Origin of the sequence: Serratia sp. P2ACOL2 (assembly GCF_003691565.1) — a bacterium.
Classification (GTDB): Bacteria; Pseudomonadota; Gammaproteobacteria; order Enterobacterales; family Enterobacteriaceae; genus Serratia; species Serratia liquefaciens.
Window position 1 is genome coordinate 2,555,495 of record NZ_CP033162.1, and the last position, 25,500, is coordinate 2,580,994.

The following is a 25,500-nucleotide window of genomic DNA, read 5'->3' on the forward strand; positions in this document are numbered from 1 at the left end:
GGGGGAGTGTGCTCCATTCTTCTGAAAATCAATGCGTTGTGCTTAATCCAGGACCCCAGCAAATGTTTGAGGTTTTTTACTATGGGGTTGCGGTGGGGTCAGGTTCGATCGTCACCGGTATAAAGCTGGCGAACGTGATGAGTTTATTTACTTTCGTAAATTTATGGACTAGAGGATTTGTATTTAACTGAGCCATAAGCAAGCTAAAAACTTAATGCGAGATGATCTAGCCCGGGAGGTAACGTGAGGTTGTTAAGAATAGTTTTTGCCATGGGTCTGTTTTCCCCCTTTAGCGTGTTTGCCGGAGAGAGAGTAGCTCAGATCCAGCCGATTGTTTGGCAGTCGTGTGAGGAGGGAAAATTCAATCAATGGTTCGGGCAGGAAGAGATCCCCGAACATATGCAATGTGGTTATCTTGAGGTGCCGTTGTCCTATGGCGATGACGAAAACGAAACGCATGAAACAGTCAAAATAGCGGCTACTCGTTTGCCGGCCATCGGTAATAAGCGGGGGAGCGTGCTCTCTATTTCTGGTGGACCTGGGCTGGCGGGAATAAGGGTGCCTTTTGAGACGGCAGCACTGAATGAGAGCTACGATATTATTGGTTACGACCCCCGCGGTGTAGGCCAGTCCCGCCCAAAAATTTCCTGCCCGGCAACGCTGAATAATGACGCCGATGCGAATACGGCAAGTCTGGAAAAACAAAATGCGCAATGGGTCAAAGGGTGCATTATTAACACCCGACTTAATGTGCTGAAACATATAGGCACAGATGAGGCAGTCAATGATGTTGAAGCGTTTAGAATCGCTATGGGTGGAGACAAATTGAGCATCATTGCCTTTTCCTATGGAACCCAGGTGGCACAAATCTATGCCGAGCGCTTTCCTGAACAGGTTTCGGCAATGGTTTTGGACGGGGTGGTCGATTTAACCGATGATGCTTTCACCAGCGATTACAAACAGGCTCAGTCCTTTCAGCGCTCATTCGAAAGATTTGCCGCTTATTGCGAACAAAAAAGCAAGTGCCCATTAACTAAAATCAATGCTACGGCACAATATCATCAGTTGCTCGAAAAAGTGGACGGCCTATCGCTGAGCGATGGCTATGGTGAGGCGATCAGTGGAGACAATATTATTCGCGCCACCACCAACACCTTGTATGCATCAGAGGATTGGCCGAAGTTAGCCAGGCTATTGCGTTCGATTGATAGCGGTAAGCCAGACGTTAAAACGTTGGCGATATTGGAAAATATTCAGGATAGCGAGGTTATTGCGCCGCAAAACGCGCCCCCAAGAGGCCATAACCGACCGCTGGCCGCGAGGGGACTGGCCGAGAAAAACAACGCTGAACAAGAGGCTGACAATTTAGCGGTGATTGCCTGCGCGGATTCAGCCACCCCCGGCGTTGACATCAAAAAGAGTCGATTAAAAGAGTTAGCTTTGGCAGAGGCTTCGGCATTCAGCAATTACCCAGCCAGCAAGATTCGTCCGCGCAACATCTGCGATACCTGGCCATTTAAAGGAAAGATTCAGCCGCATACTCCAGCCGTTTCTGCTGAACTGCCGCCATTATTATTTATTGCACAAAAATACGATCCGGCGACGCCTTACGCGGGAGCCGAAGCGATGGCGAAAGCTTTTAATAGCCCCCTCATCACTGTTGAAGGGGATGGGCATACGCTCGCGCTTTCTGGATTAAATCTGTGCGTGGATGATGCGGTTATTGATTACTTTATAGACCCCAAGGCGTTTACAGGAAGTAAAAGGTGCTAGTTTTTATACGAAGAGAATATACCCAGTCGCTTTATATTTTTGCCCAGGTAACGGCGAAGGATGATTAGGTTACTTTTCAGTTTCTTTAGTTACATAAGGTTATAGAAATTAACTCATTACGTTAACATTAGTATTCCACTATGCAGTGCTTCGATTGATTGGGCGTCATCGTTTTACTGTACTGCATAGTGGGCACTATTAAAGCATTATTAATCTTAAAGCGGAAAACCCATAAAACCGCCGTCCTCTAATAAATCTCCTGCTATCAATAACCTGTGAATTTTATCGTCCCTCGTCGCCGACATTAGCTGGCTTATTCAACATTTTCGCTCAGGTAGGTCGTCAGCTGTTCCTGACAAAAATCGAGATATGCCCGTACCAGTCGCGATGGATGCCGTTGTGATGGATAGAGCAAGCTAAGCGTTTGTTCTGGCAACGGGTGAGAAGGTAAGACTGCGCACAAACGGCCGGCGGCGATCTCCTTGTTCGCCATAAAGGGCGGCAACTCAGTGACCGCCTGACCCGCGACGGCTCTGCTGCGTAAAAGTGCATAATCGTTCGCCACCAGTACCGCCTTCGGCTCAAACACCTGATGGCCCAGCCGCCAGAGGCCACGGGCGCTGGAGTCCGCCGCCCAGCTCGCGCAAGGGTAGCGATGCAAATCCTCCACGCTGGCAGGTTGGCCAAACTGCGCCAGTAATGACGGCGCAGCAACCAGCAGATGCCGATATTTCAGCATTTGCCGAGCCACCATAGACTCATGCACGATGGTGCCGACGCGGAGCGAAACGTCAATGCCATCCTGTACCAGATCAATCCGCCGTTCCGTTGAAAATACGCTAACGCTGATTTCGGGAAACCGTTGCTGGAAAGCCCCCAGCAAGTCCCACCAGGGATCAAAGTTGGGGGGCATCGACAGACGCAGGCGGCCTTTAAGCCGGCTTTCATCGTTCATCACGGCCTGCTGAGCTTCATTCAGGGCTTCCACCCCGCGGCTGGCATGTTCATATAAACGGCTGCCGGCTTCAGTCAGCTTGATACCGCGCGGCGAACGCTCCAGCAACTGCACGTCAAGTTCGCGCTCCAGCTCACGTATGCGCCGGCTCAGGGTAGGGAGCGGCACATGGGTCTTGTCGGCGGCGGCCGAAAGACTGCCTGCTTGTACGACTGAGACAAACATTTTGGTTGCGTTAAAGTCCATACGACACCCCTCTCATTTATGAGATTGACGTTACCATTTTCGTGTATTCCACATCAATATTGGAATCTATACAGTTCAACCTATCGGCGAGATAGCTCGTTGATTAACTCACTGTTGAACTGGAGAACGGTTATGAAAGCTTATGTGATTGAACAAGTTGGCGGCCCGGACGTTTTGCAACTGCGCGATATTCCTTCTGTCGCGCCAAAGGCGGACGAAGTTCGCATTCGGGTACGGGCGTTTGGTCTTAACCGCGCCGAAATTTACCGCCGTGCCGGTAAAATGGGCCCGATCGCCGGACAGGTTGTGCCTGGGATTGAAGCCGTAGGCGAAGTGATTGAGGATGCTTCAGGCCTGTTTCGCACCGGGCAGCATGTGGCCACTGCCATGGGGGGATTGCAGTTCACCCGCAACGGCAGCTACGCCGAGGAGGTCACGGTGTTACGCAGCAACGTCATCGATGTGGACGGCATCAGCCTTTCATGGGAAGAACTTGCCGCGCTGCCGGAGAGCTATCTTACCGTATGGGGGGCTCTGGGCCGCTTAATTGACAACGTACCGGGGCAGACGGTGCTGGTGCGCGGCGCGACCTCTTCGGTGGGTCAGGCTGCCGTGGCCTATGCCAAGGCGCGTGGACAGCGGGTTATCGCCACCACCCGCTCGGCCAGTAACGCAGCCCGGCTGACCGCCATTGGCGCTGATGCGGTGGTGATTGATACCGGTGAAATTGCAGAACAAATACGGGGTGTAGCGCCGGAAGGCGTAGATGTAGCCCTTGAGGTGGTTGGCGCCGCCACGGTGCGCGATAGCCTCAATGCGCTCAAACCTTTTGGTACCGCAGTGGTAATAGGCCTGCTGGGCGGGGCGCCGGTGTTGGAAAATCTGCATCTGATGAACGATCTTCCCAATGCGACACGCTTGACCTTCTTTGGCAGCGGGTTGCTTGGCACCCCAGCGCTGCCTTTGGCCGATTCGCCGCTGAAGTGGATTGCTCAACAGGTAGCGGACCAGGCCATGCCGTCGCTGCGGGTGAAAACCTTCGACTTTGACGATGTCGCCAACGCTCACCGCATGATCGAGAATGACCGTGCTCAGGGCAAACTGGTGGTTCGCGTCTGAGGCCAGCAAGGACCATGATGGGTAAAAACAGTGAGGAAGCCTGTGACTGGCTTCCTCATTGGCCTTACTGTTCTGAAAGCTCAAGCTCGGCAATAACCGGCAGGTGATCGCTTGCCGTTGACCAGGTAAATTCAGGCGTATTATGTGGAATATCCACATTCTTCACGTTCCACTTTTGACCTTTAAATGTGAAGATATGGTCTATATCAATCGCGGGGTTAACCGCTGGCCAACTGCGAGTATCGGTTCCTTCTTTCACAACTTCATTGAAAAAATAACGTATTTCTTTCAATGGCTGTTCATCTTGCGTCGAGTTGAAGTCGCCGGCGAGGATCTTAATCGAGGAGGCAATATCTTTGAAATCAGAAGCGGCATCGCCAATGCTCAAATCCAACAGGTAGCGTGCTTGTTCAGTGCGTATAGCCGGATCTTTTTGCCAGTCGAGATGGGTGACCATAATGATTGGCGCTGAATCAAACCCGGGAACCTCAACCTGCGCCAGTAATGTGACGCGTTGCTCGGCATCACCCGATGGCAATTTAACCACCTGTGAATGCAGAATTTTGTATTTGGAAAGCAGTCCTACTCCATACTCGCCGCCATCGAAATCAAGCGCTTTGCCAAAGGCATAATGCATTTTATTGGCATCAGCGATTTTTTTAAGCTGATCGATTTTTTGACTGCGCAGTGTCTTATTATCCACTTCCTGGATCGCGATAATATCCGCATCTATTCTTTTAATGGCCGAATTAAGTGCGGTGAAATCGGAGACGGCAGAAGAAGCTTCATTTTTACCGATGTTATAGGTGGCTATCTTCAAATGCGGTTTATCCTGCGAGAAAACCTTGTCTGGCACGCCACCTTTTTGAACGGCAAGTATTTCATTACCTGCAAGTTTGTCGCTTGCTTGTACGCTGGCGATAAGGCTGCCCAGCGCCATCATGGTGAATATAACTGTTTTTTTCATGTCACCTAATCTCCCCGTAAAATAGAATTCTTGGCAGAGAATACAGAAGAAAGGGGGCGGTTATCGTGACACCTGACTCAAACTTCCGACGCGATGAAAATTAACACTTGAATGGCCGCTGGCGCAGTGCTCTTCAGGTCGTTAACGTGGCAAAGCGTTGTTGAACCACCTTCAGCACCCACTGCCGCAGCCAGCGATGGGCTGGGTCGGCCTCCAAACGCGGGTGCCACATCTGCGAAACGGTGATGCTTTGGGTTTTTACCGGCAGTTCAAACATATAAAGCGCAGTGCCCAGCGGTTGATTGATCAGGAAAGAAGCAGGGACCAATGCCACCAGATCGGACGCCTGAGCCACCGCCAGCGCGGCGGGAAAACTCGGCACCACGGCGGCTATTTTTCGTTCCAACCCCAATTCAGCCAATCCCTGATCTACCGGGCCGGTGACCAGCCCACGGCGTGATGCGACCACATGGCCACAGTCAGCATAGGCCCGCGCGGTGATGTCGGCTTTCTGCTCCAACGGATGGCCCTTTCTGACCACCGCGACAAATCGGTCGCGGAACAGCGCCTGCAAGCGAATTTCCGGCCCCATATCCCCCAAAACGCCGATTTCCAAATCAACCCGTCCCTCACGCAAATGGCGGGAGTTTTTTTCCGGTTTGGGCGCAAAACAGAGTCTCACCAACGGGGCTGCCGTTGCCACGGCGGAGATCAGTGCGGCGCCGAATGCTTCGACAAACCCCTCGTTGGCGCGCAGGGTAAATGTGCGTTCCAACGTTGATAAACTCAGTTCTGAAACCGAGGGGCGCAGTATCGAACGCGCCTCAAATACGGTGTTTTGCGTACGTTCACGAATCTCTTCGGCATAGGGAGTGAGCACCATATTGCGGCCGGCCCTTACCAGTAACGGATCTCCGGTGACTGCCCGCAAGCGGCCAAGCGTGCGGCTCATGGCCGAAGCGCTGAGGTTTAGGCGGCGTGCAGCTTCGGCCACGCTGCCGAGCGTAAGCAACGCATCGAGCGCAATCAGTAAATTGAGATCGGGTTCTGACATGTCGGGGATCCTGGTTTATTGATAGGAGAGGCGTCCGATGCAGGTGATTAGTACAAATGCTGCGTCTTCCGTAATCTATTTAGCATAGTTATATTTTTTTACCGCACATGACAACGGAAACACAGAGGAATACTTTCATGCATGCAAACACCGCCAAAACAGCAACAGACCATGCTGCTCATTGGCGCATACCGGGGATTGGGTGTTGCGATGACTCACACATCTTGCCGCTAATTGGCTGGACATTTCGGGCTAAAATGATTGCGTAGATCGCGCGTTGTCATTAGTTTTATCTGCCATTACTCAATGCGTTAAGGAAATACCTCATGCTGAAAGAAAACTTCAATGAGCTGCAAATTTTCCTGGTGGTTGCCAGAGAGAAAAGCTTTACCAAAGCGGCGGCTAAGCTGGGGGTTTCTCAGTCGGCATTGAGCCATGCGGTGAAGGCATTAGAACAACGTTTAAATACGCGTCTTCTGACCCGAACCACCCGCAGCGTCGCCCCAACGGAGGTTGGGGAGAAGTTAATCACCTGTCTCGAGCCACGGTTTGCCGATCTTGAGCATGAACTTGAAATCCTGCTCCAACCAAATGGCACCGCTTCGGGCAATATCAGACTTTCCGCCGGGGAGCATGCCGCGCGGTGCCTGCTGTGGCCGAAGCTAAAACCTTTTCTCCGGGAATACCCTGAAATCAATATCGAACTGGTGGTGGATAATGGGTTCGTTGACATCGTGGAAGGGCGTTTCGATGCAGGTATTCGCCTTGGGGAAAGCGTAGATAAGGACATGATTGCCGTAAAAATCGGACCGGACATGCGAATGGTGGTTGTGGGGGCGCCGAGTTACTTTGCCGAGCACGGGATCCCGCAGACGCCCCACGAGTTGCAGCAACATCGTTGCATCAACATGCGGCTTCCTACCGCCGGCGGTTTATACCACTGGGAGTTTGAGAAAGACGGTAAGCCGCTGCGTGTGAAAGTGGAAGGGCAACTGACATTTAATCTGTTGGCAGAGAGGATCGACGCGGCGTCGTCAGGGTTTGGTATCGCCTGCGTACCCGAAGATATGATCCAAAACGAAGTCAAATCAGGGGAGCTTATCCAGATCCTGGATGAATGGTGTCCGACATTTCCCGGTTACTACCTCTATTATCCCAGCCGGAGGCAACATCCCCCGGCGTTTGCCTTGTTGATCGATGCGCTGCGCCATTAATGGGGTTTGGCCGGACACCCTTAGTGCTGCGCCGGCCGTGGCTCACCTAAACATCAAGTTTACGGCCCGTCAGCCACTCCACCATGGCGGGATCGCGATGAGAGAAGAAGGCGCTGGTTGCCGTATCCAAAGCGGTAATTTTCTCCATTTCCTCTTCGCTGAGCTCGAAGTCCAGAATATTGATGTTCTCTTCCATTCGTTCCCTGCGGACAGATTTTGCCAACGAGATGATATCGCGTTGATAAATCCAGCGCAGAACCACCTGGCCCACACTCTTACCCCGTTTTTCGCCCATAGCGGTTAATAACGGGTGCTGAAACAGGCCATTTTTCCCTTCAGCGAACGGTGCCCACGCTTCGGGCTGAATTCCCCGACTTTTCATCCACGGCACCGCATGCAGTTGCTGATTAAAGGGATTCACTTCAATCTGGTTAACCGCCGGAACGACGTTGTTGAATGCGATCAGATCCGCGAGCCGATCCGGATGAAAGTTGCTGACGCCAATAGCACGGATTTTCCCTGCCTGGTGAAACTCTTCCATCGCCCGTCATGCGCCATGAACATCGCCATAGGGCTGGTGGATCAAATAGAGATCCACATAGTCAAGCTGCAGGCGGTTTAACGAGCGTTCAAACTGCGCCTTCGCCCCTGCATAGTGGGTGTCCTGCAACCACAACTTGGTGGTTACAAACAGCGCTTCACGCTCCACACCGCTTTGCTTAAGGGCATTACCCACCTGGGTTTCATTTTGATAGGAGGCGGCGGTATCAATCAGACGATAGCCGGACTCAATGGCATCGATAACGGCGCGTTCACATTCCTTGGCGTCCGTCATCTGGAAGACACCAAAACCCAGTTTGGGCATTTCGACCCCGTTGTTCAGCTTCACTGTTTGCATGTCGTTGTCCTTCTGCTTTTGTGTGAGGAAAGCATAGCGCAGCGTGATTTATTTGATTAGAGGGGGTAAATGGATAGGGTTAATCAGCAAGGTTCATTAATCGAACCTTGCTGCGACGGTGACAGATTACTGAAGATGCTTTTCCTGCAGGAATTTACTGACCTGATCGGCGATTTGAACATTGTTCAGATCCGAAAAGGGGAAGTGCGTATTTCCTTTAATACCGATTTCGGGCAGGTGGATGACGGTGACATCGCCACCGTGTTTGTTTACTACCTCTTGCCACCGGCGAGCCATCGCCAACCTGACTCTCCAACTGTCCTGCGCCGGCATTGCGACCGGTTTGTCAGGAATGTTATCCCCATAAAAAATCAGGATTGGGATTTTAGTCAGGGCGGCAAATTGCGTCCTGTTTACCGGCTCGCCTTTTAGTGTATCGAAAGCACTGGGCATCGGTGCAGGTAATTCACTCTCAGGGAAAACGAAGCCGCTACCCGGCTCAAAGGCAACAATCGCTTTCACCTTGGGATTTTTCATTGCGGTGTACCATCCTGGACCGCCCCCCTGGGAGTGAGTGAACAGGATTGCAGGGCCGATTTTATCGACCACTGCCGACATGGCGTCAGAAATGACGTTACTGTCAAACGGTCCGGTGTTGGGCGTCATCTGGCGGAAATATTGGTTTAATGCGGCCTTATCTTGCGGGAACTGAACTCCTTTGAAATAGTCCGGCCAGATGCCGACTCGAAACTGATTGAACCACAGCTGCTCATCGGCTTTCGGTGCCAAAGCGGCTTCGACCATGCTGCGTCCTGCATTACCACGGCGTGGCTGATCGACTAAATAGGTCGAAAAACCGCGACGTAAGAAAATAGTCTGAAATCCTTCTCGCCCATCCGGCGTGCTTTGCCAGGTGCGTGAGGATTGCCCCGCACCGTGAAGCATGATTATCGGATATTTATGGGGATGCTCAGGAATTTGATAGAAAACAGCAGCATGATCGCCATGATAAGTTTGCCCCGCGGGAACCAAGGGCTTCTGGGCATCGAAGTGCCCTGGAGCTGTGGCCACAGACCCTCCGGCCGCGAAGCTGCCTTGCTCACGAATAACCAGAGGTTCCGCATTAACGTATGGGGAAATGAAACTGCCGACCATGGCGCATAAGGCCCATGTTTTTAATATTGTCTTCAAAATAACTCCTTTGTTTCATATTACCGCCGCGCTAGTTTTAAACGGCGTTTATCCGACGTGGTCCAGTGCCAGTTTCAATGCCTGTTCGGCACGGGCCGCCATGCCGGGCTCACCGTTTTCGTGCAGTATCTGCACCAGTTGTCGAAGTTGCTCTTTGCTCAATCCTACTCTCAGACTGGCGCGCATATGAGAGAGCAACTGGGTTTCTACACCAGGCGTGGCAGCCAATGCGCCTACGGTTGCCAATTCGCGACTCTGCCAGTCCAAATTGTCCCGAGCAAAAATATCGCCAAATAAATGCGTCTGCAGGAACTGATTGATGACGGGTGCAAATTCGAAAAGTGGCCCGTGTACCGGCCCACCGGAAATTTGGGTCTGGTTAGCGATACCGGCCTGACGAAGCGCATCGCCCACGGGAATTTTGTTGGCAGGTTCTTTTCCTTGAATGTCGTTTATGCCACGTTGTTTACGTGCTTCTACTAATTTCATTAACTCATTCAAAGCGTTGAGGCTGCGGGGGAATCCGGTATAGGCGTACAGTTGAACGAGGATTTCTTTGGTTTCGTTTACCGATAGCCCTGAATCCAGCCCCTGGTTAAGCAAGGTATTCAGTTTTTCCATATTACTGGTCGCCATAAATGCCGCGATTAATGGAATGCTTTGCTGGCGAGCGGAGAGGGTTTTTGAAACAGCCTGCGGCTGATGCATCTCTGATGTTCCTTGTTTTGCAGATGTGCCAAATGCCGTCAGGTTAAAGCCAAAAAGCAATAACGCAGCGGCGGTCAACGTTTTAACGCGCGTGGTATTGTTCATCAGTAACTTTCTCCATCCATTCAACATTACTGCCCGCCACGTTACCGGTCACTGCCAGATGCGTCATCGCACTGTCCGGGGTTGCGCCATGCCAGTGTTTAACGCCGGCAGGGCACGACACCACATCGCCGGGGCGGATAATCTGTATCGGTTGGCCTTCCTGCTGGGTCAAACCCACTCCAGAGGTGACAATCAGCCGCTGACCTGCGGGATGAGTGTGCCAGGCCGAACGTGCACCCGGCTCGAAGGTGACGTAGGCAGCGGAGACGTTAATTTGTTTATCCGCGGTGAAAAGTGGATCAACGCGGACACGCCCGGTAAAGTTTTCTTGCGGCCCAAAAAAGGCTTTTTGGCTTCCAGCCGCTGCGACAGTCGCGGTGGGGCTCGGTTCCTGTGCGACAGAATTAAAGGTAATAAGACCAAATATCAGCCCGATAACGCGGGGTGCATTTAACATATGAATGTATCCCTCAGTTAAAATAAAACCAACGCGGTTTTCAATGATTTTAATCAGCGACACATGTCTTCAGGCTGACCATTTCCTGACAATATTGTCAGCTACGACGTAAAGTATTTTTCTCTGTGCCGGATTAGCCTCTGACTTCAAGGATATAACCCATACCACGAACAGTGTGTAATAGTTTAACCTCAAAGGGCGCATCAATTTTTGCCCGCAACCGTTTTATTGCCACTTCAACCACGTTGGCATCACTGTCGAAATTCATATCCCAGACCTGCTCGGCAATCATCATCTTCGACATTATTTCACCTTGATGACGAGCCAGTAAACTGAGCAAAGAAAACTCTTTGGTACTCAGTTCCAGCCGAATATCCCCCGAAACACCCGGCGAGCCAGAATATCAATATGCAGATCGTGGAGCTGCAATTGCGTAATATCTAATCCGTCATTCCCCCAGCGACGTACTAAAGCCTGAATACGGGCGACCAGCTCAATCAGTGAGAAGGGCTTTGGCAGATAATCATCCGCCCCCAGACGAAGACCTTTCACACGTTCATCGACTGAACCTCGAGCGGAGAGCATCAGTATTGGAGTTTGTTTCCGGGCACGAATACTTTCCAGCACTCGATAACCATCCATGCCCGGCAGCATGACATCCAAAATGATGGCGTCGTAGTCATATTCGAGCGCATAGTGCACACCCTCAGGCCCCTCTGCGGAGACATCCACGATAAAGCCTGATTCCGCCAAAGCATGCCTGATATAAGAAGCCGTCTTTTCTTCATCCTCGACCAATAATAAACGCATTGCTCACATTTCCTTATTTATGAAGATTTATTGCTCATTACTGTTAGCGATTACCTGGCTTCTCAGTAATAACATGACTGCTAACTGACAAAATTGTTATTAAGTGGTCATGGTACGGTCAGTTTCATCTCACTATGCTGGGGTGGAAATATTTACTCGGTGCATTTTGGTGCACTTAAAAATTTATCTTCAGGAGAGATCATGAAGTTCACGAGATTAAATTCCTTGATTCTGGTCGCGGTGGCAGGATTTTCCGTCACTGTTAACGCGGCAGACTACAAACAAAACCCTTATACCCTGGCGTATGAAGGAGCTATCACCGAGAATGTTCAGGACAAGATCAATATTCGTCCGGTGAAATACGATCTTCATGGCATTCAGATCGCGGCAAATATCTATATTCCTGCCAATTACGATCCAGCAAAAAAATATCAGGCTATCGTCGTTGCCCACCCTAATGGGGGAGTCAAAGAGCAAGTTGCCGGACTCTACGCACAGCGCTTGGCAGAGCATGGCTTCATTACCATCGCTGCGGATGCTGCCTATCAAGGGGCCAGTGGTGGTCTGCCACGCAGTGTCGACAAACCCGCAAACCGCATTGAAGATATCCATGGCATGGCCGACTTCCTTAGTCAGTATCCCGGTGTCGACGCCGAACGTATTGGTTTGCTGGGTATTTGCGGTGGTGGCGGTTACTCGCTGAAAGCGGCTCAAACGGATAAGCGTTTTAAAGCCTTGGCAACGATAAGCATGTTTGATTCTGGGCTGGTGCGTCGCAACGGTTATCAAAATTCGCAAATCTCCAGTATTCAGCAACGTTTAACGCAGGCTTCGTTAGCCCGGGCGAAAGAAGCAACGACAGGTGAAATCACGTATACGGGCGATGCCAAACTGACGGATGAGCAAATTGCCAGGCTCCCATTCGACCTTTATCGCCAGGGTTTTGAGTACTACGGCAAAACCCATGCGCACCCGAATTCCACATTTCGTTATACTTTGAGCAGCCTGCTTGACTTGATGAGTTTCGACGCCCAAAGCAATATGGACTTGATTAATCAACCCCTTCTGATGATCGCCGGCACCCGGGCAGATTCGCTTTACATGACCGAATCTGCTTTTCCCAAAGCTATCAATGCGAAGAGCAAAGAGCTGTTTCTTATTGAGGGCGCAACGCATATTGAAACCTATTGGGTTCCAAACTATGTCGTTCAGGCCATAAATAAACTCGATGCCTTCTTCGATAAAAATATCTAACCTGCCGGGCAACAAAACCCGTAAGGCCAGTTTTAGGTAGGCTCACTAAGCGTTCCGAACAGGAGTCAGCAAGGCTATGTTATCGATAAGGCCCGCAGGGATAATCCCTTCAAAGCGGATAGGGACTATGAATAAGATTCATCAATCTTGCTCATCACGCTGTTTTGTCGAGGGGGACGGATAAGTGAACTGAAGTCGTCATTCATTGGTGGTGATATTAATGGGTTTTGAAGCCTGCCAACAAAAAAGCCGATAACAAGCTAATGTTATCGGCTTTTAGCTGCCGGTTAGGGCAGAGCGGGCGGATTAGGCGGCAGGCAACTGCTGCGCGGTTTCTTCCACCAGCGCCAGCAGGACTTTGATATCGTCCAGGCTGACCGTAGGGTTCAACAACGTCATTTTCAGGCAGGTCACGCCGTTAAACTCGGTGACCCCGACGTTGGCGCGGCCAGATTCCAGCAACGCATCGCCGATCCGTTGGTTCAGCAGTGCCACGGCGGCATCGCCGGCGGCGGCTAACTGCTGCGGACGGTAGCGGAACAGCACGCTGGCCAGCTGCGGCTGCATGACCAGTTCCAGCGCCGGCCGATCGCCGATGTAGTGAGCCACCTGTTGCGTCAGCGTTACGCCATGATCGATGATCGCCGCATATTGCTCCTGCCCCAACGCTTCCAGGCCCATCCACAGTTTCAACGCATCAAAACGGCGGGTGGTCTGCAAGGATTTGGACACCAGATTAGGCACGCCCTGAGCTTCATCGAACTCGGAGTTCAGGTAGGCCGCCTGATAACGCATCAGTTCATAGTGACGGGCTTCTTTCAGCAAGAAAGCACCGCAGCTGATGGTCTGGAAGAATTGTTTGTGGAAGTCCAGCGTGACGGAGTCTACCAATTCAATGCCATCCAGATAGTCGCGGTACTTCTCGGAAAGCAGCAAGGCGCCGCCCCAGGCCGCATCGACATGCACCCAGATCTGATGTTCCGCCGCCAACTGCGCAATGCCGCGCAGCGGGTCGATAGCCCCGGCATCCGTGGTACCTGCGGTGGCGACGATCGCCAGGATCTGCTCGCCATTGGCCTTGGCCTGCGCCAGTTTTTCGGCCAAATCGTTCAGATCCATACGTGCGAATTGATCGGTTTTCACCAGCGTCACGGATTGGTAACCCAGGCCGAGTAAAGCCATGTTCTTTTGCACCGAGAAGTGGGCATTTTCAGAACATAACACTTTAATCTTTCTCAGATTACCAACCAGGCCATCCTGCTGCACAGAGTGGCCCTGTTTGGCGAAGAAGGCGTCGCGCGCCAACATCAGCCCCATCAGGTTGCTCTGGGTACCGCCACTGGTGAACACCCCGGCGTCGCCAGGCTGGTAACCTACCTGGGTACGCAACCATTCAATCAGCTTCATCTCGATGAGGGTCGCTGACGGGCTTTGATCCCAAGAGTCCATGCTCTGGTTAGTGGCGTTGATCAACACTTCGGCAGCCTGGCTGATCACCAGGCTAGGGCAATGCAAATGCGCGACGCACTGCGGATGATGCACCGACAGGCTGTCTTTTAAAAAATACTCAATGGCGCGTTCGATAGCGACCTGGTTGCCCAGGCCCTGAGGGGTAAAATCAAGCTTGATGCGTTCACGCAGCTCGGCAACGGTTTTCCCCTGATACATCTCGGGTTGTTGCAGCCACTGCACCACGGCCTGACTGCTCTGTTCGATCGCTTGCTGGTACGCCTCTGTGCTTTGCGCAGAAGCGGCCAGAATCGGGTTTAACCGGGACATCGACTTCACTCCACATCCACCGGCTTGATGCCGGCGGCTAACAGGGCCTGTTCAAATTTATCCAGGAAGATAGCCAGTTCGTCGTTAGTGATCAGCAGGGAAGGCAGCAGACGCAGCACGCAGCCGTTACGGCCGCCGCGCTCCAGGATCAGACCGGCTTCGAAGCATTTCTTCTGCAGCAGGGCAGAGAGCTGGCCGTCAGCCGGGTAGCAGCCCATGTGATCCTGCGCTTCGTTCGGTTTCACAATTTCCAAACCGATCATCAGACCCAGACCACGCACGTGACCAATCACCGGATAACGTTTTTGCAGCTCGGCCAGCTTGGCTTTCAGCCATTCGCCTTGCGCGGCAACCTTTTCGGCCACCTGGTTATCTTTGAGGTGTTGCAGGGTGGTCAGGCCGGTAGCCATCGCCAGTTGGTTGCCGCGGAAAGTACCGGTATGGTGGCCAGGTTCCCAGGCGTCGAACTGTTTCTTGATACCCAATACTGCCAGAGGCAAACCGCCGCCAACCGCTTTGGACATCACGATGATATCCGGCTCAATACCGGCGTGTTCAAAGGCGAACAGTTTGCCGGTACGGGCAAAACCAGCCTGAACTTCGTCGATGATCAGCAAAATGCCGTGTTCCTGCGTGACTTTGCGAATACGCTGCAGCCACTCGACCGGGGCCGGGTTAACGCCGCCTTCGCCCTGAACGGCTTCCAGAATGACCGCCGCAGGTTTGCGCACGCCGCTTTCGACGTCATTGATCAGGTTTTCGAAATAGTAAGTCAGCGCCTTGACCCCGGCTTCGCCACCGATGCCGAGCGGGCAGCGGTATTCGTGCGGGTAAGGCATAAACTGGACTTCCGGCATCATGCCGTTAATGGCTTCTTTCGGCGACAGGTTGCCCGTGACCGCCAGTGCGCCATGGGTCATGCCGTGGTAACCGCCGGAGAAGCTGATCACGCCGGTACGGCCGGTATGCTTTTTCGCCAGTTTCAGTGCGGCTTCTACCGCATCTGCGCCCGAAGGGCCACAGAACTGCAGGCAGTATTCCTGGCCTTGACCTGGTAATAAAGAGAGTAAATAGGCAGAAAACTCATCTTTCAACGGTGTTGTAAGATCGAGGGTATGTAACGGCAAGCCGCTGGTAATGACATTTTGGATGCTTTGGAGGACGTCAGGATGGTTATGACCCAGAGCCAGCGTACCCGCACCAGCCAGGCAATCAAGATATTGATTATTCTCAACATCAGTGATCCAAACGCCTTGGGCTTTCGCAATTGCCAACGGCAATTTACGGGGGTAACTCCTGACATTCGATTCAAATTCAGCTTGTCGCGCCAAATATGTTTCGTTATTTACATTTTCTAAATTCACACCGAAATTATCAATACGGACTTTATCCGTCATCATATCTCTCCTACAACTGGGGGTAACAATGACGCCCTAGTTGAATTATTGAATTGAACAATTAACTACCGTGAGAAAAACGGGCCCAATATATGGCTTTTTACCCCCCGGCTCAATAGTTATTTGGCCGGGGGAGATTTATGGTTTTTTTAATAAAAATCAATAAATTGCTTGTTTTGTGGCCAATAATGGCACGATTTAATGGCGATTGCGGGCTTGACACGGCACAAAAAACCTCCTCAAGAAAAGTAAGGGTACCGGCCCAATACGTTTATTTTGAAGGCAATTTTCAAACAAAGGTCAGGAACATGCGGAAGGAATTTTGAAACAATGTCTTAATATAAATAAGGCATTGCTTAGACATTAACGGACTTTAGCGGAAAAGGGTGCCATTGGCGCATTACCAGGGAATTTCGCCATGACGATCAAAAAATCCTCCGGTTGGGCCATCGTTTGCGATGGAGGCCAGGGCCACGATCGCATCAGTACCCTCGGTTATCGTCTGGCAACCCAGAGGGTTGAGATCGGTTTGGGTAAAGCCCGGGTTAACGGCGTTAATCTTGATTTTCGGCAACGCCTTGGCGTATTGCGTTACCAGCATGTTGAGCGCCGCTTTTGAAGAGGGATAGGCCAGTTGCAATATTCTGGACTCGAAGGTGCCGCTTTTGCCGGTCATGGTATGAAACGAGCCCAGCGAGCTGGACACCATCACCACTCTGGGGTTGGCGGCGGCTTGCAGCAGGGGGAGAAAGGCCTGCATCATGCGAACTACGCCAAAAACCTGGGTTTGGTAGATTTCCGTCAGGGCTACGGCGCAGGTTTCCCTTGGGTGTCCCCAGGGGCCAGAAACGCCGGCGTTATTGATCAGAACATCAAGGCGATCGTGCACCTTGCTGAAATCCGCCGCCGCCTGACGCACTGACTCCTCGGAAATCACATCGATGATCAGCAATTCTGCATGCAGGCCCTGCTGCGCCAGCTCTTGAATGGCCTGTTCGCCGCGCAGGGGATCCCGCGCGCCGAGGACTACGTGCCACCCGCACCCGGCAAGACGCCGGGCGGTTTCATGACCCAGGCCCCTGTTGGCACCCGTAATCAATACGGTGGTTGTCATGGTTATGCCTTGCTCGACAAAATCATGTCTGCGGCTTTTTCACCGATCATAATGCTGGGAGCATTGGTGTTGCCGGTAGGAATAACCGGCATCACCGAGGCGTCGATCACGCGCAGACCAGACAGACCGTGCACACGCAATTGCGGATCAACCACTGCCATGTTGTCGGTCCCCATGCGCGCCGTACCGACCTGATGGTGGTAGGAAGCCGTCATTCGGCGAATGTAATCGCGCATTTTATCGCGGTTATTCACACCCTCCATGCCCATCTCTTTGCCGCGCCACGGTGCTAATGCGGTTTGCTTCATCACTTCGCGCAACAGCAGGGCCTTGTCGGTCATGACCTCAAGATCTTCGTTTTCAGAATAGACTCGCGGATCCATCAGTGGGGCTTGCAGCGGGTCACGTGAGTTGAGCCAGAGACGGCCACGACTTTTCGGTGCGACCAGACCGGGAGTGACAGTGTAACCCTGGGTGACGCCCGGCATGAACGGCATGGTGAACAGCAGAGACTGGGTGTCCGGCGCGGAAAGCTCCGGGGCTGACTTATGGAAAATCTGCGCTTCGATGCCGGAGGCCAGACCGACAGCCACCGGCTGCGGCGAAGACCAAACCATAGGACACACCAGATGATCGTGCAGGTTTTCACCCACGCCTGGCAGGTTGACCAGGGTCTTAATGCCCATTTTCTCCAGCTGCTCGGCCGGGCCGATACCGGAGTGCAGCAGAATGGAAGGGCTCATCAGTGAACCGGCGCACAGCAGCACCTCATGGCGCGCCTCGATGCGATAATCGGTGCCACGATGCACAAAGTGCACGCCGGTAATGTGATCGCCCTGGTTAAGCAGCTTCAATACCCGAGCTTCGGTGATCACCGACAGGTTATCCGCTCCGCGGATGGCATCGCCGTAACAGACCCAGGCGCTGGCCCGTTTGCCGTCTGGCGTCATGGTGTACTGCGGGAAACTGACGCCGGTGGAATCCTGGCCGTTGTTGTAATCCTGCACCAGCCGCAATCCGGCCTGTTGTCCGGCCTCGACAAAGGCGTGGGCCAATGGCGTCATGGCGGGACGAGATACCTGCAGCAGCCCTCCGGTAGCATGCAGGTTAGACAAGCCATCGATATTGCAGTTTTCCGCTTTGCGGAAATAAGGCAGCACGTCCTTCCAGCTCCAGCCGGTAGCCCCCATCGCCGCCCAGTTGTCGTAATCGGAGGGCAGGCCACGAACGTACATCATGCCGTTAATAGCGCTGGAACCGCCCAGGGTCTTGCCGCGCGGCCAGTAAATATCCTGTTTGCCGGCGTAAATCTGCGGTTGAGTCGAAAAACCCCAGTCAACGGCGGAATGCCACAGCGCCATGGCCTCCGGCGGGTTATGAATGGCCGGCATATCGTCGCGTGGCCCGGCTTCCAGCAGCAGGACCTTTAATCCTGCATCAACCAGCCGGCGGGTCACCACCGAGCCGGCCGAACCGGCGCCGATAATAATGTAGTCGTATTTTTTGTCGTCGCTTCCGGCCCCGGTGCTGCGAGGGGCCGGCTGGCGGGCATAGCCGGAGAAAGGCAGTGCGGCTGCAGCGCTCATCGCCAGACTGGCGGCAATGAATCGACGGCGGCCGGCGTCGGTCTGTAGTTTATCTTGTTTCATGACGATCCCTTTTTATTGGTTTGGACGCGCGGGCTTAGTGAGCGTCGACGTCTTTCAGAGCAATCCAGGTGGCTTTCATTTCGCCGTATTGCCGCATCGCATGTAACGACAGGTCGCGGCCGATGCCTGACTGTTTGAAACCGCCGAAAGGCGAGAGAATATCGCGGGTCAGGAAGTGATTGACCCAGACGGTTCCTGCCTCCAGTTGGCGGGCAACGCGGTGAACTTTGGCGATATCCGGCGTCCAGAAGCCGGCGGTTAAGCCGTATTCGCTGTCATTTGCCAACCGGATGGCGTCTGCTTCGTCTTCAAACGCGATGACCGAAGCGACCGGGCCGAAGATTTCGTTTTGCGAGGCGGTCATGGTCGGGGTGGCGTTGTCGATAACCGTTGGCCAGAAGAAATGCCCGCCCGGCACCACACTGTCGTCCGCATGTCCACCACAGACGATGCTGGCGCCTTCATCACGCGCGGAGTCGACATAACGCAGGACATTGGCCTGATGCCTGGCATCAATCATTGGCCCCATCATGGTTGCGGGATCGAGTGGATGCCCCGGCTGCCAGCGGTTCACTTCTTCAATCAGCAGCGCGACAAACTGCTCCTTGATGGATGACTGCACCAGCAGGCGAGTCCCAGAGGCACAGACCGCACCCTGGTTGGCGCAAAAGCCCAAGGCGGCAAAACGCGCTGCGCGTGCCAGATCTGGCGTGTCGGCAAAAATGATATGCGCGTTCTTACCGCCGCCTTCGAGGTAGGTGCGTTTCATGTTGGACTGGCCGGCATAAATCAGCAGCTGTTTGGCCACCTGGGTGGAACCGGTAAAGGCCATCACCCGCACGGTGGGGTGCAGCGCCAGTGCCTGTCCGACCTGAGCGCCGCCGGTCACCACGTTGAATACGCCATCGGGGATACCGGCCTGTTGCGCCAGCTGCGCCAGCCGGATACCGGTTAACGGTGCTTTTTCAGAAGGTTTGAACACCACCGAGTTACCCATCGCCAGCGCCGGCGCAATCTTCCAGCAGGCAATCATCAGCGGGTTGTTCCACGGCGTCATCACCGCAACCACACCCAAGGCCTGGTAGGTGATCATGCCGTGGAAGCTGTCGCTGGTAGGGGCGATTTCACCGGCAATCTTGTCGATCGCTTCGGCGTAATAACGCAGAGCGATCTGCACGTCCTGCATATCCATATCCAACGACTCATGGATGGTTTTGCCGGTGTCCAGGCTTTCCAGCAGCGCCAGTTCCTCTTGATGCTGACCGACCAAATCGGCCAGGCGCAGCAGGGCGTTTTTGCGCTGTACCGGCGATTGGTCGCGCCAAATTCCGGATGCAAATGTTCGGGCCGCCGCCGCAACGGCTCGATCTACGGTGGCGGCGTCGCAGTCGGCAACCGCCGCTAGCAGCCGACCGTCGATCGGGCTGATATCGGCAAAAGTGGCACCGTCGGCAGAGTCCTGATACTGACCGTCGATATAGGCACGCCCTTCGATCTGCAGTGCGTTTGCCTGCTGCTGCCATTGTTTAAAGGTTTTCGTCTGGCTACTCATAGGGAGTCCTTGTTTCAGTCTGTGGGGATCCTCTTTCGAGGGATAAAGCTAAACTAGCTGTGGTCAGGCTGAACAACCAGAGGGCTTGCCGTATCACACTGGTGCCGAACAGGCACCAATGGATGACGTATATTGTGCTAATGACGAGCGTGCTGAAGGGACGTGAATGTGGACATGATGAATGCATTACGCATATTCAATGCGGTGGTAAAAGGCGGCAATTTTACGGCGGCTTCAGAGGCGCTTGACCTTTCTCGACCGCGCGTTAGCAAGAGTATTGCCGAGTTGGAACAGCATTTTGGCGTGCGTTTGCTGCACCGCACCACGCGGTCGATGACGCTGACGGAGGCCGGGCGGGAATGTTACGAATACAGTCAGCGCATTGCCGGCGAATGCCAGGCGTTGGAAGCCTATATGGGCAACCAGGGGCAGCCCGCAGGCACCTTGCGTATCAGTGCGCCACACCCCTATTGTCGGGCTGAACTGGCAACCATAGTGGCCGGTTATCAGCGTCGTTATCCGCGGGTGTCGGTAGAGTTCTGCCTCAGCGACCAGTTGATCAACCTGATCGACCAGGGGATTGATGTGGCGATCCGCGTGGCCAATCTGTCGGATTCGTCTCTGGTGGCGCGCAAGCTGTGTGAAATACCCCGAATACTTTGTGCGTCTCCCGATTATTTAAAGCACCACGGGACCCCGGACAACCCACAGGCGTTGCGTGAGCACAATTGTCTGGTCTACTCACTGTTGCCCCGTGCGGAACAATGGGAATACCTGGATGAGGAGGGGCGTCTGATCGAGGTGCCGGTATGCGGATCGCTGCGAGCCAACAGTGGCGATGCCTTGTTGGCCAGCGCGCTGGAGGGCAGAGGCATTATTCTTGAGCCGGAGTTCGTGGTGAGAGAGGCATTGGCCAGCGGCGCGTTGATCAGGTTAATGAGGGATTACACCTGGAGCCATCGATCGCTGTACGTGGTCTATGTTAACCGGCGTTATCTGCCGGTTAACATTCGCAGTTTTGTCGATTTTGTCGCGGAGTATTATCGGCAATCCAGATTACCGCCGGGGCAGAAACTCACGGACACCCCGCCGGCGGCCTGAACGCAGGGCTACTCTGCGTCGAACTTAAAGCGCGCGGCTTCGACTATCAGCTCCCGCGCCAGCGTTTCATTCGCCAACGCGTCCAGCAACAGCAGGTTAAGGCGAGTCAAAAATAGCGCCAGAGGTTCGCCGGTAAACGGCTCGGCGGCCAGATAGAACTGGCTGTACAGCTCATCGAGCTGCTGTTCGGTCAATTTAGCCTGCATCGTTCATCGCTGTTCAAATTCGGCGCGGGCAACAGAACCTGATCAATCAGTGACGCCAACGCCGGGGCCTGGAACAGCTGCAAGCCAAGACGTACCGCTCTGACCTGCGCCGCGACATCTTCCGGCGTCCCCATATAGTTGAGGCTGATGCGCGGTAATGAACGTGGATTGCCGTCGCGCAACCGGACTTCACCCCTGGCCTGTGGCCGCAGGTGCGCCAGCTTGAGGGATAGGGCATGCTGGTTTTGCGCCTGTTTTCCCTTGTCATCGACGTTATCCGACGCCGCCAGCCCCATCAGCTGCACATCTGGCCGATCGTCGTCGCCGGTGGCGAAAAAACCGCCGCACTCCAGCAGGTTGGAGGCGCAGATACCGCGTTTGAACAGCAGCCATTCCAGACCGTTCGCCAACGCCTTCAGGCCTTTGTCTTGCCCGAGCAGGCTAATCGGCTTTCGCAGGCTGGCAATCAGCGAAAAATGCAGATGATCCTGCAGGCGTTGGCCGACCAGAGGGCTGTCGACCAGGAGTTTGACGCCGACTTCGCGCAGATGCTCTGCTGGACCGATACCGGACAGCATCAACAGTTTTGGGGTTCCGATGGCGCCGGCGCATAACACCACTTCCCGGCTGGCCAGAGCCTGTTGGCGTTTCCCCTCGGCGTCGGTAAATACCACGCCGGTAGCACGATCCTGCTCCAGCAACAGGCGCTCAACCAGCACGCCGGTCATCACCTGGAGATTCGCGTGTTGGCGCACCGGTGCCAGATAGGCCACCGAGGTGCTGCAACGGTGCCCCTGATAGGTGGTAGTTTGATAGAAGCCTATGCCTTGCTGGCTGGCGCCGTTAAAGTCATTGAGATAGGGATAACCCAGCTCCTGACCGGCTTTGACGATGGCGTAGCTGAGCGGATGGCGATAACCGGAGTCGCTGACTTTCAGGTGGCCGCTATCGCCGTGATAGTCGTCGTGCAGGCTTTGGTTGCATTCCGACCGGATAAAATAGGGCAGCACATCGCGATAGCCCCAGCCGGTACAGCCGTCCTGGGTTTCCCAATCGTCATAATCCCTGGCATTGCCACGCACGTAGAGCTGTCCATTCACCGAGCTGCCACCGCCCAGCACACGTCCCTGCGGTACGCTCATCGATCGATTGGCCATGTGGGGTTCGGCATCGCTTTGATAGGGCCAGACCAGCTTGCCGACAATTTCCGGAAATCCGGCCGGCATGCGGATGAAGATCCCTTTGTCTTCTGGCCCGGCCTCCAGCAGCAAAATGCGCGCCGAGGTTCTTTCCGCCAACAAACCGGCAACCACGCAGCCGGCAGAACCACCGCCGACCACAATGTAGTCGTACCTTTCATTCTCTTTCATGCTCTCTCCGTGCAGATGAGGGTGGAAAATTTGCGATGGAAGAAAAAATATATTTTTTAATATAAAGAATATTTTTTTGTTGATGTCACTATTTTTAGTCGATAGCATGACATTTATGCAACATCGCACGGCTCAGTCATGAGCTGCCTCGCTAGAAGGAGAGAACGGTTATGGATGTGAGACTGGCTGATAAACGCGCCCTGGTATGCGCTTCCAGCAGTGGTTTGGGTTATGCCTGTGCTGCAGCCCTGCTTAGAGAAGGGGTCAGCGTCTGGATTAATGGCCGCGACGAAGAGCGCCTGCTGGCCGCGCAGCAGCGGCTTAAGGCTGAGACCGGCGGGCGCGTTTTTACTGTCGCCGGTGACATAACCACTCTACAAGGGCGCGAAGCCTTACTGGCTGCCTGCCCGAATGCCGATATTCTGGTCAATAATAACGCCGGGCCACCGCCGGGGAATTTCTTTGATTTTGACGAGCAGACCTGGCTGTCGGCGCTGCAAGGGAATTTGCTGGCACCGCTGATGTTGATCCGCGCCTTGATACCGGGGATGCGCGAGCGGAAATTTGGCCGCATCATCAATATCACCTCGGCGATGGTCAGTACGCCTCGTGCGCACATGACGCTTTCCGCTGCGTCTCGAGCCGGTCTGACGGCCGCCTGTAAAGGGTTGTCCCGCGAATGCATTGTCGATAACGTCACCATTAACAATTTGCTGCCGGAACGTTTTGATACGCCTCGCCAGCAGCAGATGGCGCAGGTGGCGATGAAACAGAGCGGCATTACCTTCGAACAGGCGCGCCAACGACAGATTGACTCGATCCCCGCCGGTCGCATGGGCCAGCCTGCCGAATTCGGCGCGGCCTGTATTTACCTTTGCAGCGACCTGAGCGGATTTATTACCGGGCAAAACATGCACCTGGACGGCGGCGCCTATCCAGCGTTGTTATAACCGTACAGCGAGATAAAACAGCGAATGAACAGCAAACAAACAGAAAACCTGCAATTGCAGAACGGAACTTTCAAAAGCCTGAGCGGCGCCGCCGTGGCGCTGATCCGCCGTCGGATTATCAACGGTGAATACTCGCCGGGCAGCAAACTGGTGATCGGCAATATCGCCGGTGAATTGGACATCAGCCCAGGGCTGGTGCGTGAGGCGCTGTCGCGGTTGGTGACGGAAGGGCTGGTGACCGCCCACGAGCAACGCGGTTTTCGTGCCAGTGAGGTATCACTCAGCGAACTGAAAGACATTACCGCCAATCGACAACTGATCGAAACCCATGCTTTACGGTTAGCGATTGCCAACGGTGATGCCGAATGGGAAGCGGGGATTATCGCCGCCTTTCACCGACTGACGCGCTGCCCGCGCATGGATGACGACGATCACTCGGCAAACTGGAGCCAGCTCCATTACAGCTTTCATCGCAGCCTGTTGATGGCCTGCAATTCACCGTGGATGCTGCGCTTTTCCGACTTGCTGTTCGATCAGTCGGAGCGCTATCGCCGCCTGCGGTTCGGTTATGAGCTGGAAGGGATGGATTCACCACGCGATGTCGACGGTGAGCATCAGGCCATCATGGATGCGGTGCTGGCGCGCGATGCCGACCGCGCCGTCGAGCTGCTTAGCCAGCATTATCAAAGCACCGTGCAGCGGATTATCAACCAGGCCGACAGCACCATATTCAACGGCGCGGCTGCGTCCCCGGAGGCCAAATGAAGATCGTCAGTTTTATCAGCCAGGGGCGTGCAGGTTATGGCCTGCTGCGCGGAGTCGACGAGATTGTCGACTGCAGCCAGTCATTGCCCTATCCGGACGTGCGTAGCGCCTTAGCCGCCGGCAGTTTTAATGTGTTCCTGCCGTTTGTGAATGCGCCAGCCACCCTGAAAGCCAGCGAGGTCAGTTGGTTGCCGCCGGTGCCCAACCCGGACAAAATTATTTGCGTGGGGCTGAATTACCGCCCGCACCTGCTGGAAACCGGCCGGGAGGAACCCGATCGGCCAACGCTGTTTTTGCGGCTGCCTTCTTCACAGGTCGGGCATCAGCAGCCGCTGCTGGCACCGCCGGAGTCGTCTCAATTTGACTATGAAGGCGAGCTGGCCGTGGTGATAGGTAAAGGGGGGCGCCGCATTGCCCAGCGCGATGCCATGCAGCATATCGCCGGTTACGCCTGCTACAACGACGGCAGCGTGCGCGACTGGCAGCGGCACAGCTCGCAATTCACTCCCGGTAAAAACTTCCGCCAGACCGCGGCCTTTGGTCCCTGGCTGGTCAGTGCCGACGACATTCCCGACCCGCGTGCGCTAACGCTGGAAACCCGTCTGAACGGACAGGTGATGCAACAGGCCTGTGTCGATGACCTGATTTTCTCGATCCCGGCGCTGATCGAGTATTGCTCGGCATTTACCGATCTGCTGCCCGGCGATGTGCTGGTGACCGGTACGCCCGGTGGCGTTGGCGCATTCCGACAGCCACCGGTCTGGATGAAAGCGGGGGATCGGGTGGAGGTTGAGATTGCCGGTATCGGTACCCTGAGTAACCCAGTGATTGACGACGCCTGAGGGCGTTAAAGGACTCTTTTCCGA

At 54.1% G+C, this 25,500-nt stretch carries 21 protein-coding genes and 2 pseudogenes; 8 read left to right on the forward strand and 15 right to left on the reverse strand.

What is annotated here, in order from left to right:
* Nucleotides 1–270 precede the first annotated feature (270 nt).
* Nucleotides 271–1,773 carry an alpha/beta hydrolase gene (locus EBA31_RS12525; RefSeq protein ID WP_122079318.1) on the forward strand — a complete coding sequence of 501 codons (1,503 nt, stop codon included), beginning with the start codon at nucleotides 271–273 and terminating at the stop codon, nucleotides 1,771–1,773.
* A gap of 313 nt (nucleotides 1,774–2,086) precedes the next feature.
* Here EBA31_RS12525 and EBA31_RS12530 read toward each other — a convergent pair whose 3' ends face one another.
* Nucleotides 2,087–2,974, reverse strand: coding sequence for a LysR family transcriptional regulator (locus EBA31_RS12530; RefSeq protein ID WP_122079319.1), 888 nt, complete (start codon nucleotides 2,972–2,974; stop codon nucleotides 2,087–2,089).
* Between the two features lie 132 nt (nucleotides 2,975–3,106).
* On the opposite strand from EBA31_RS12530, the gene EBA31_RS12535 reads away from it, so the two are divergent.
* Nucleotides 3,107–4,093, forward strand: coding sequence for a zinc-binding dehydrogenase (locus tag EBA31_RS12535; protein WP_122079320.1), 987 nt, complete (start codon nucleotides 3,107–3,109; stop codon nucleotides 4,091–4,093).
* A 64-nt stretch (nucleotides 4,094–4,157) separates the two neighbouring features.
* Here EBA31_RS12535 and EBA31_RS12540 read toward each other — a convergent pair whose 3' ends face one another.
* Together EBA31_RS12540 and EBA31_RS12545 are read right to left on the reverse strand one after the other, a co-directional pair.
* Entirely contained in the window at nucleotides 4,158–5,060 is a 903-nt protein-coding gene (locus EBA31_RS12540) for an endonuclease/exonuclease/phosphatase family protein (RefSeq protein ID WP_122079321.1), read from the reverse strand.
* A 133-nt stretch (nucleotides 5,061–5,193) separates the two neighbouring features.
* A complete protein-coding gene (locus tag EBA31_RS12545; protein ID WP_122079322.1) occupies nucleotides 5,194–6,114 on the reverse strand; it encodes a LysR family transcriptional regulator in 921 nt (306 codons plus the stop codon).
* A gap of 326 nt (nucleotides 6,115–6,440) precedes the next feature.
* Here EBA31_RS12545 and EBA31_RS12550 point away from each other — a divergent pair, with 326 nt between their 5' ends.
* Nucleotides 6,441–7,328 (forward strand): LysR family transcriptional regulator, encoded by an 888-nt coding sequence (locus EBA31_RS12550; RefSeq protein WP_122079323.1) that lies wholly within the window; start codon nucleotides 6,441–6,443, stop codon nucleotides 7,326–7,328.
* A 46-nt stretch (nucleotides 7,329–7,374) separates the two neighbouring features.
* On the opposite strand, the pseudogene EBA31_RS12555 reads toward EBA31_RS12550, so the two are convergent.
* From EBA31_RS12555 to EBA31_RS12575, 5 genes and pseudogenes are all read right to left on the reverse strand, one after another.
* Nucleotides 7,375–8,226, reverse strand: a pseudogene (locus EBA31_RS12555) (aldo/keto reductase).
* Between the two features lie 126 nt (nucleotides 8,227–8,352).
* Entirely contained in the window at nucleotides 8,353–9,417 is a 1,065-nt protein-coding gene (locus EBA31_RS12560; RefSeq protein WP_122079324.1) for an alpha/beta fold hydrolase, read from the reverse strand.
* Between the two features lie 48 nt (nucleotides 9,418–9,465).
* Complete coding sequence (locus EBA31_RS12565; protein WP_122079325.1) at nucleotides 9,466–10,230, reverse strand: carboxymuconolactone decarboxylase family protein; 765 nt, start codon at nucleotides 10,228–10,230, stop codon at nucleotides 9,466–9,468.
* Nucleotides 10,208–10,687 (reverse strand): cupin domain-containing protein, encoded by a 480-nt coding sequence (locus tag EBA31_RS12570; RefSeq protein WP_122080618.1) that lies wholly within the window; start codon nucleotides 10,685–10,687, stop codon nucleotides 10,208–10,210. The genes EBA31_RS12565 and EBA31_RS12570 overlap by 23 nt, the downstream gene beginning before the upstream one ends.
* A gap of 133 nt (nucleotides 10,688–10,820) precedes the next feature.
* Nucleotides 10,821–11,497: pseudogene (locus EBA31_RS12575) on the reverse strand (heavy metal response regulator transcription factor).
* Between the two features lie 201 nt (nucleotides 11,498–11,698).
* Here EBA31_RS12575 and EBA31_RS12580 point away from each other — a divergent pair.
* Nucleotides 11,699–12,751 carry an alpha/beta hydrolase gene (locus EBA31_RS12580; protein WP_162302888.1) on the forward strand — a complete coding sequence of 351 codons (1,053 nt, stop codon included), beginning with the start codon at nucleotides 11,699–11,701 and terminating at the stop codon, nucleotides 12,749–12,751.
* Nucleotides 12,752–13,057: 306 nt separating this feature from the next.
* Here the strand turns inward: EBA31_RS12580 and EBA31_RS12585 are convergent, their stop codons facing one another.
* The 5 genes from EBA31_RS12585 to EBA31_RS12605 form a co-directional block, all read right to left on the reverse strand.
* On the reverse strand, nucleotides 13,058–14,530 hold the full coding sequence (locus EBA31_RS12585; protein WP_122079326.1) for an aspartate aminotransferase family protein: 1,473 nt from the start codon (nucleotides 14,528–14,530) through the stop codon (nucleotides 13,058–13,060).
* A gap of 5 nt (nucleotides 14,531–14,535) precedes the next feature.
* On the reverse strand, nucleotides 14,536–15,927 hold the full coding sequence (locus tag EBA31_RS12590; protein WP_020826882.1) for a diaminobutyrate--2-oxoglutarate transaminase: 1,392 nt from the start codon (nucleotides 15,925–15,927) through the stop codon (nucleotides 14,536–14,538).
* 400 nt (nucleotides 15,928–16,327) lie between these two features.
* Nucleotides 16,328–17,041 (reverse strand): SDR family NAD(P)-dependent oxidoreductase, encoded by a 714-nt coding sequence (locus EBA31_RS12595; protein ID WP_020826884.1) that lies wholly within the window; start codon nucleotides 17,039–17,041, stop codon nucleotides 16,328–16,330.
* A gap of 2 nt (nucleotides 17,042–17,043) precedes the next feature.
* Nucleotides 17,044–18,690, reverse strand: a complete 1,647-nt coding sequence (locus tag EBA31_RS12600) for a GMC family oxidoreductase (RefSeq protein ID WP_122079327.1) — start codon at nucleotides 18,688–18,690, stop codon at nucleotides 17,044–17,046.
* A gap of 34 nt (nucleotides 18,691–18,724) precedes the next feature.
* A complete protein-coding gene (locus EBA31_RS12605) occupies nucleotides 18,725–20,242 on the reverse strand; it encodes an aldehyde dehydrogenase family protein (RefSeq protein WP_122079328.1) in 1,518 nt (505 codons plus the stop codon).
* Nucleotides 20,243–20,416: 174 nt separating this feature from the next.
* On the opposite strand from EBA31_RS12605, the gene EBA31_RS12610 reads away from it, so the two are divergent.
* Nucleotides 20,417–21,343, forward strand: coding sequence for a LysR family transcriptional regulator (locus EBA31_RS12610; RefSeq protein ID WP_020826887.1), 927 nt, complete (start codon nucleotides 20,417–20,419; stop codon nucleotides 21,341–21,343).
* 8 nt (nucleotides 21,344–21,351) lie between these two features.
* On the opposite strand, the gene EBA31_RS12615 is transcribed toward EBA31_RS12610, so the two are convergent.
* On the reverse strand, nucleotides 21,352–21,549 hold the full coding sequence (locus EBA31_RS12615; RefSeq protein WP_122079329.1) for a hypothetical protein: 198 nt from the start codon (nucleotides 21,547–21,549) through the stop codon (nucleotides 21,352–21,354).
* Nucleotides 21,534–22,919 carry a GMC family oxidoreductase gene (locus EBA31_RS12620; RefSeq protein WP_162302889.1) on the reverse strand — a complete coding sequence of 462 codons (1,386 nt, stop codon included), beginning with the start codon at nucleotides 22,917–22,919 and terminating at the stop codon, nucleotides 21,534–21,536. The genes EBA31_RS12615 and EBA31_RS12620 overlap by 16 nt, the downstream gene beginning before the upstream one ends.
* A gap of 170 nt (nucleotides 22,920–23,089) precedes the next feature.
* On the opposite strand from EBA31_RS12620, the gene EBA31_RS12625 reads away from it, so the two are divergent.
* The 3 genes from EBA31_RS12625 to EBA31_RS12635 are packed head-to-tail and all read left to right on the forward strand — an operon-like array spanning nucleotide 23,090 to nucleotide 25,476.
* Nucleotides 23,090–23,869, forward strand: coding sequence for an SDR family oxidoreductase (locus tag EBA31_RS12625; RefSeq protein ID WP_122079331.1), 780 nt, complete (start codon nucleotides 23,090–23,092; stop codon nucleotides 23,867–23,869).
* A gap of 24 nt (nucleotides 23,870–23,893) precedes the next feature.
* Entirely contained in the window at nucleotides 23,894–24,634 is a 741-nt protein-coding gene (locus tag EBA31_RS12630) for a GntR family transcriptional regulator (RefSeq protein ID WP_122079332.1), read from the forward strand.
* On the forward strand, nucleotides 24,631–25,476 hold the full coding sequence (locus EBA31_RS12635) for a fumarylacetoacetate hydrolase family protein (protein ID WP_122079333.1): 846 nt from the start codon (nucleotides 24,631–24,633) through the stop codon (nucleotides 25,474–25,476). The genes EBA31_RS12630 and EBA31_RS12635 overlap by 4 nt, the downstream gene beginning before the upstream one ends.
* Nucleotides 25,477–25,500 lie beyond the last annotated feature (24 nt).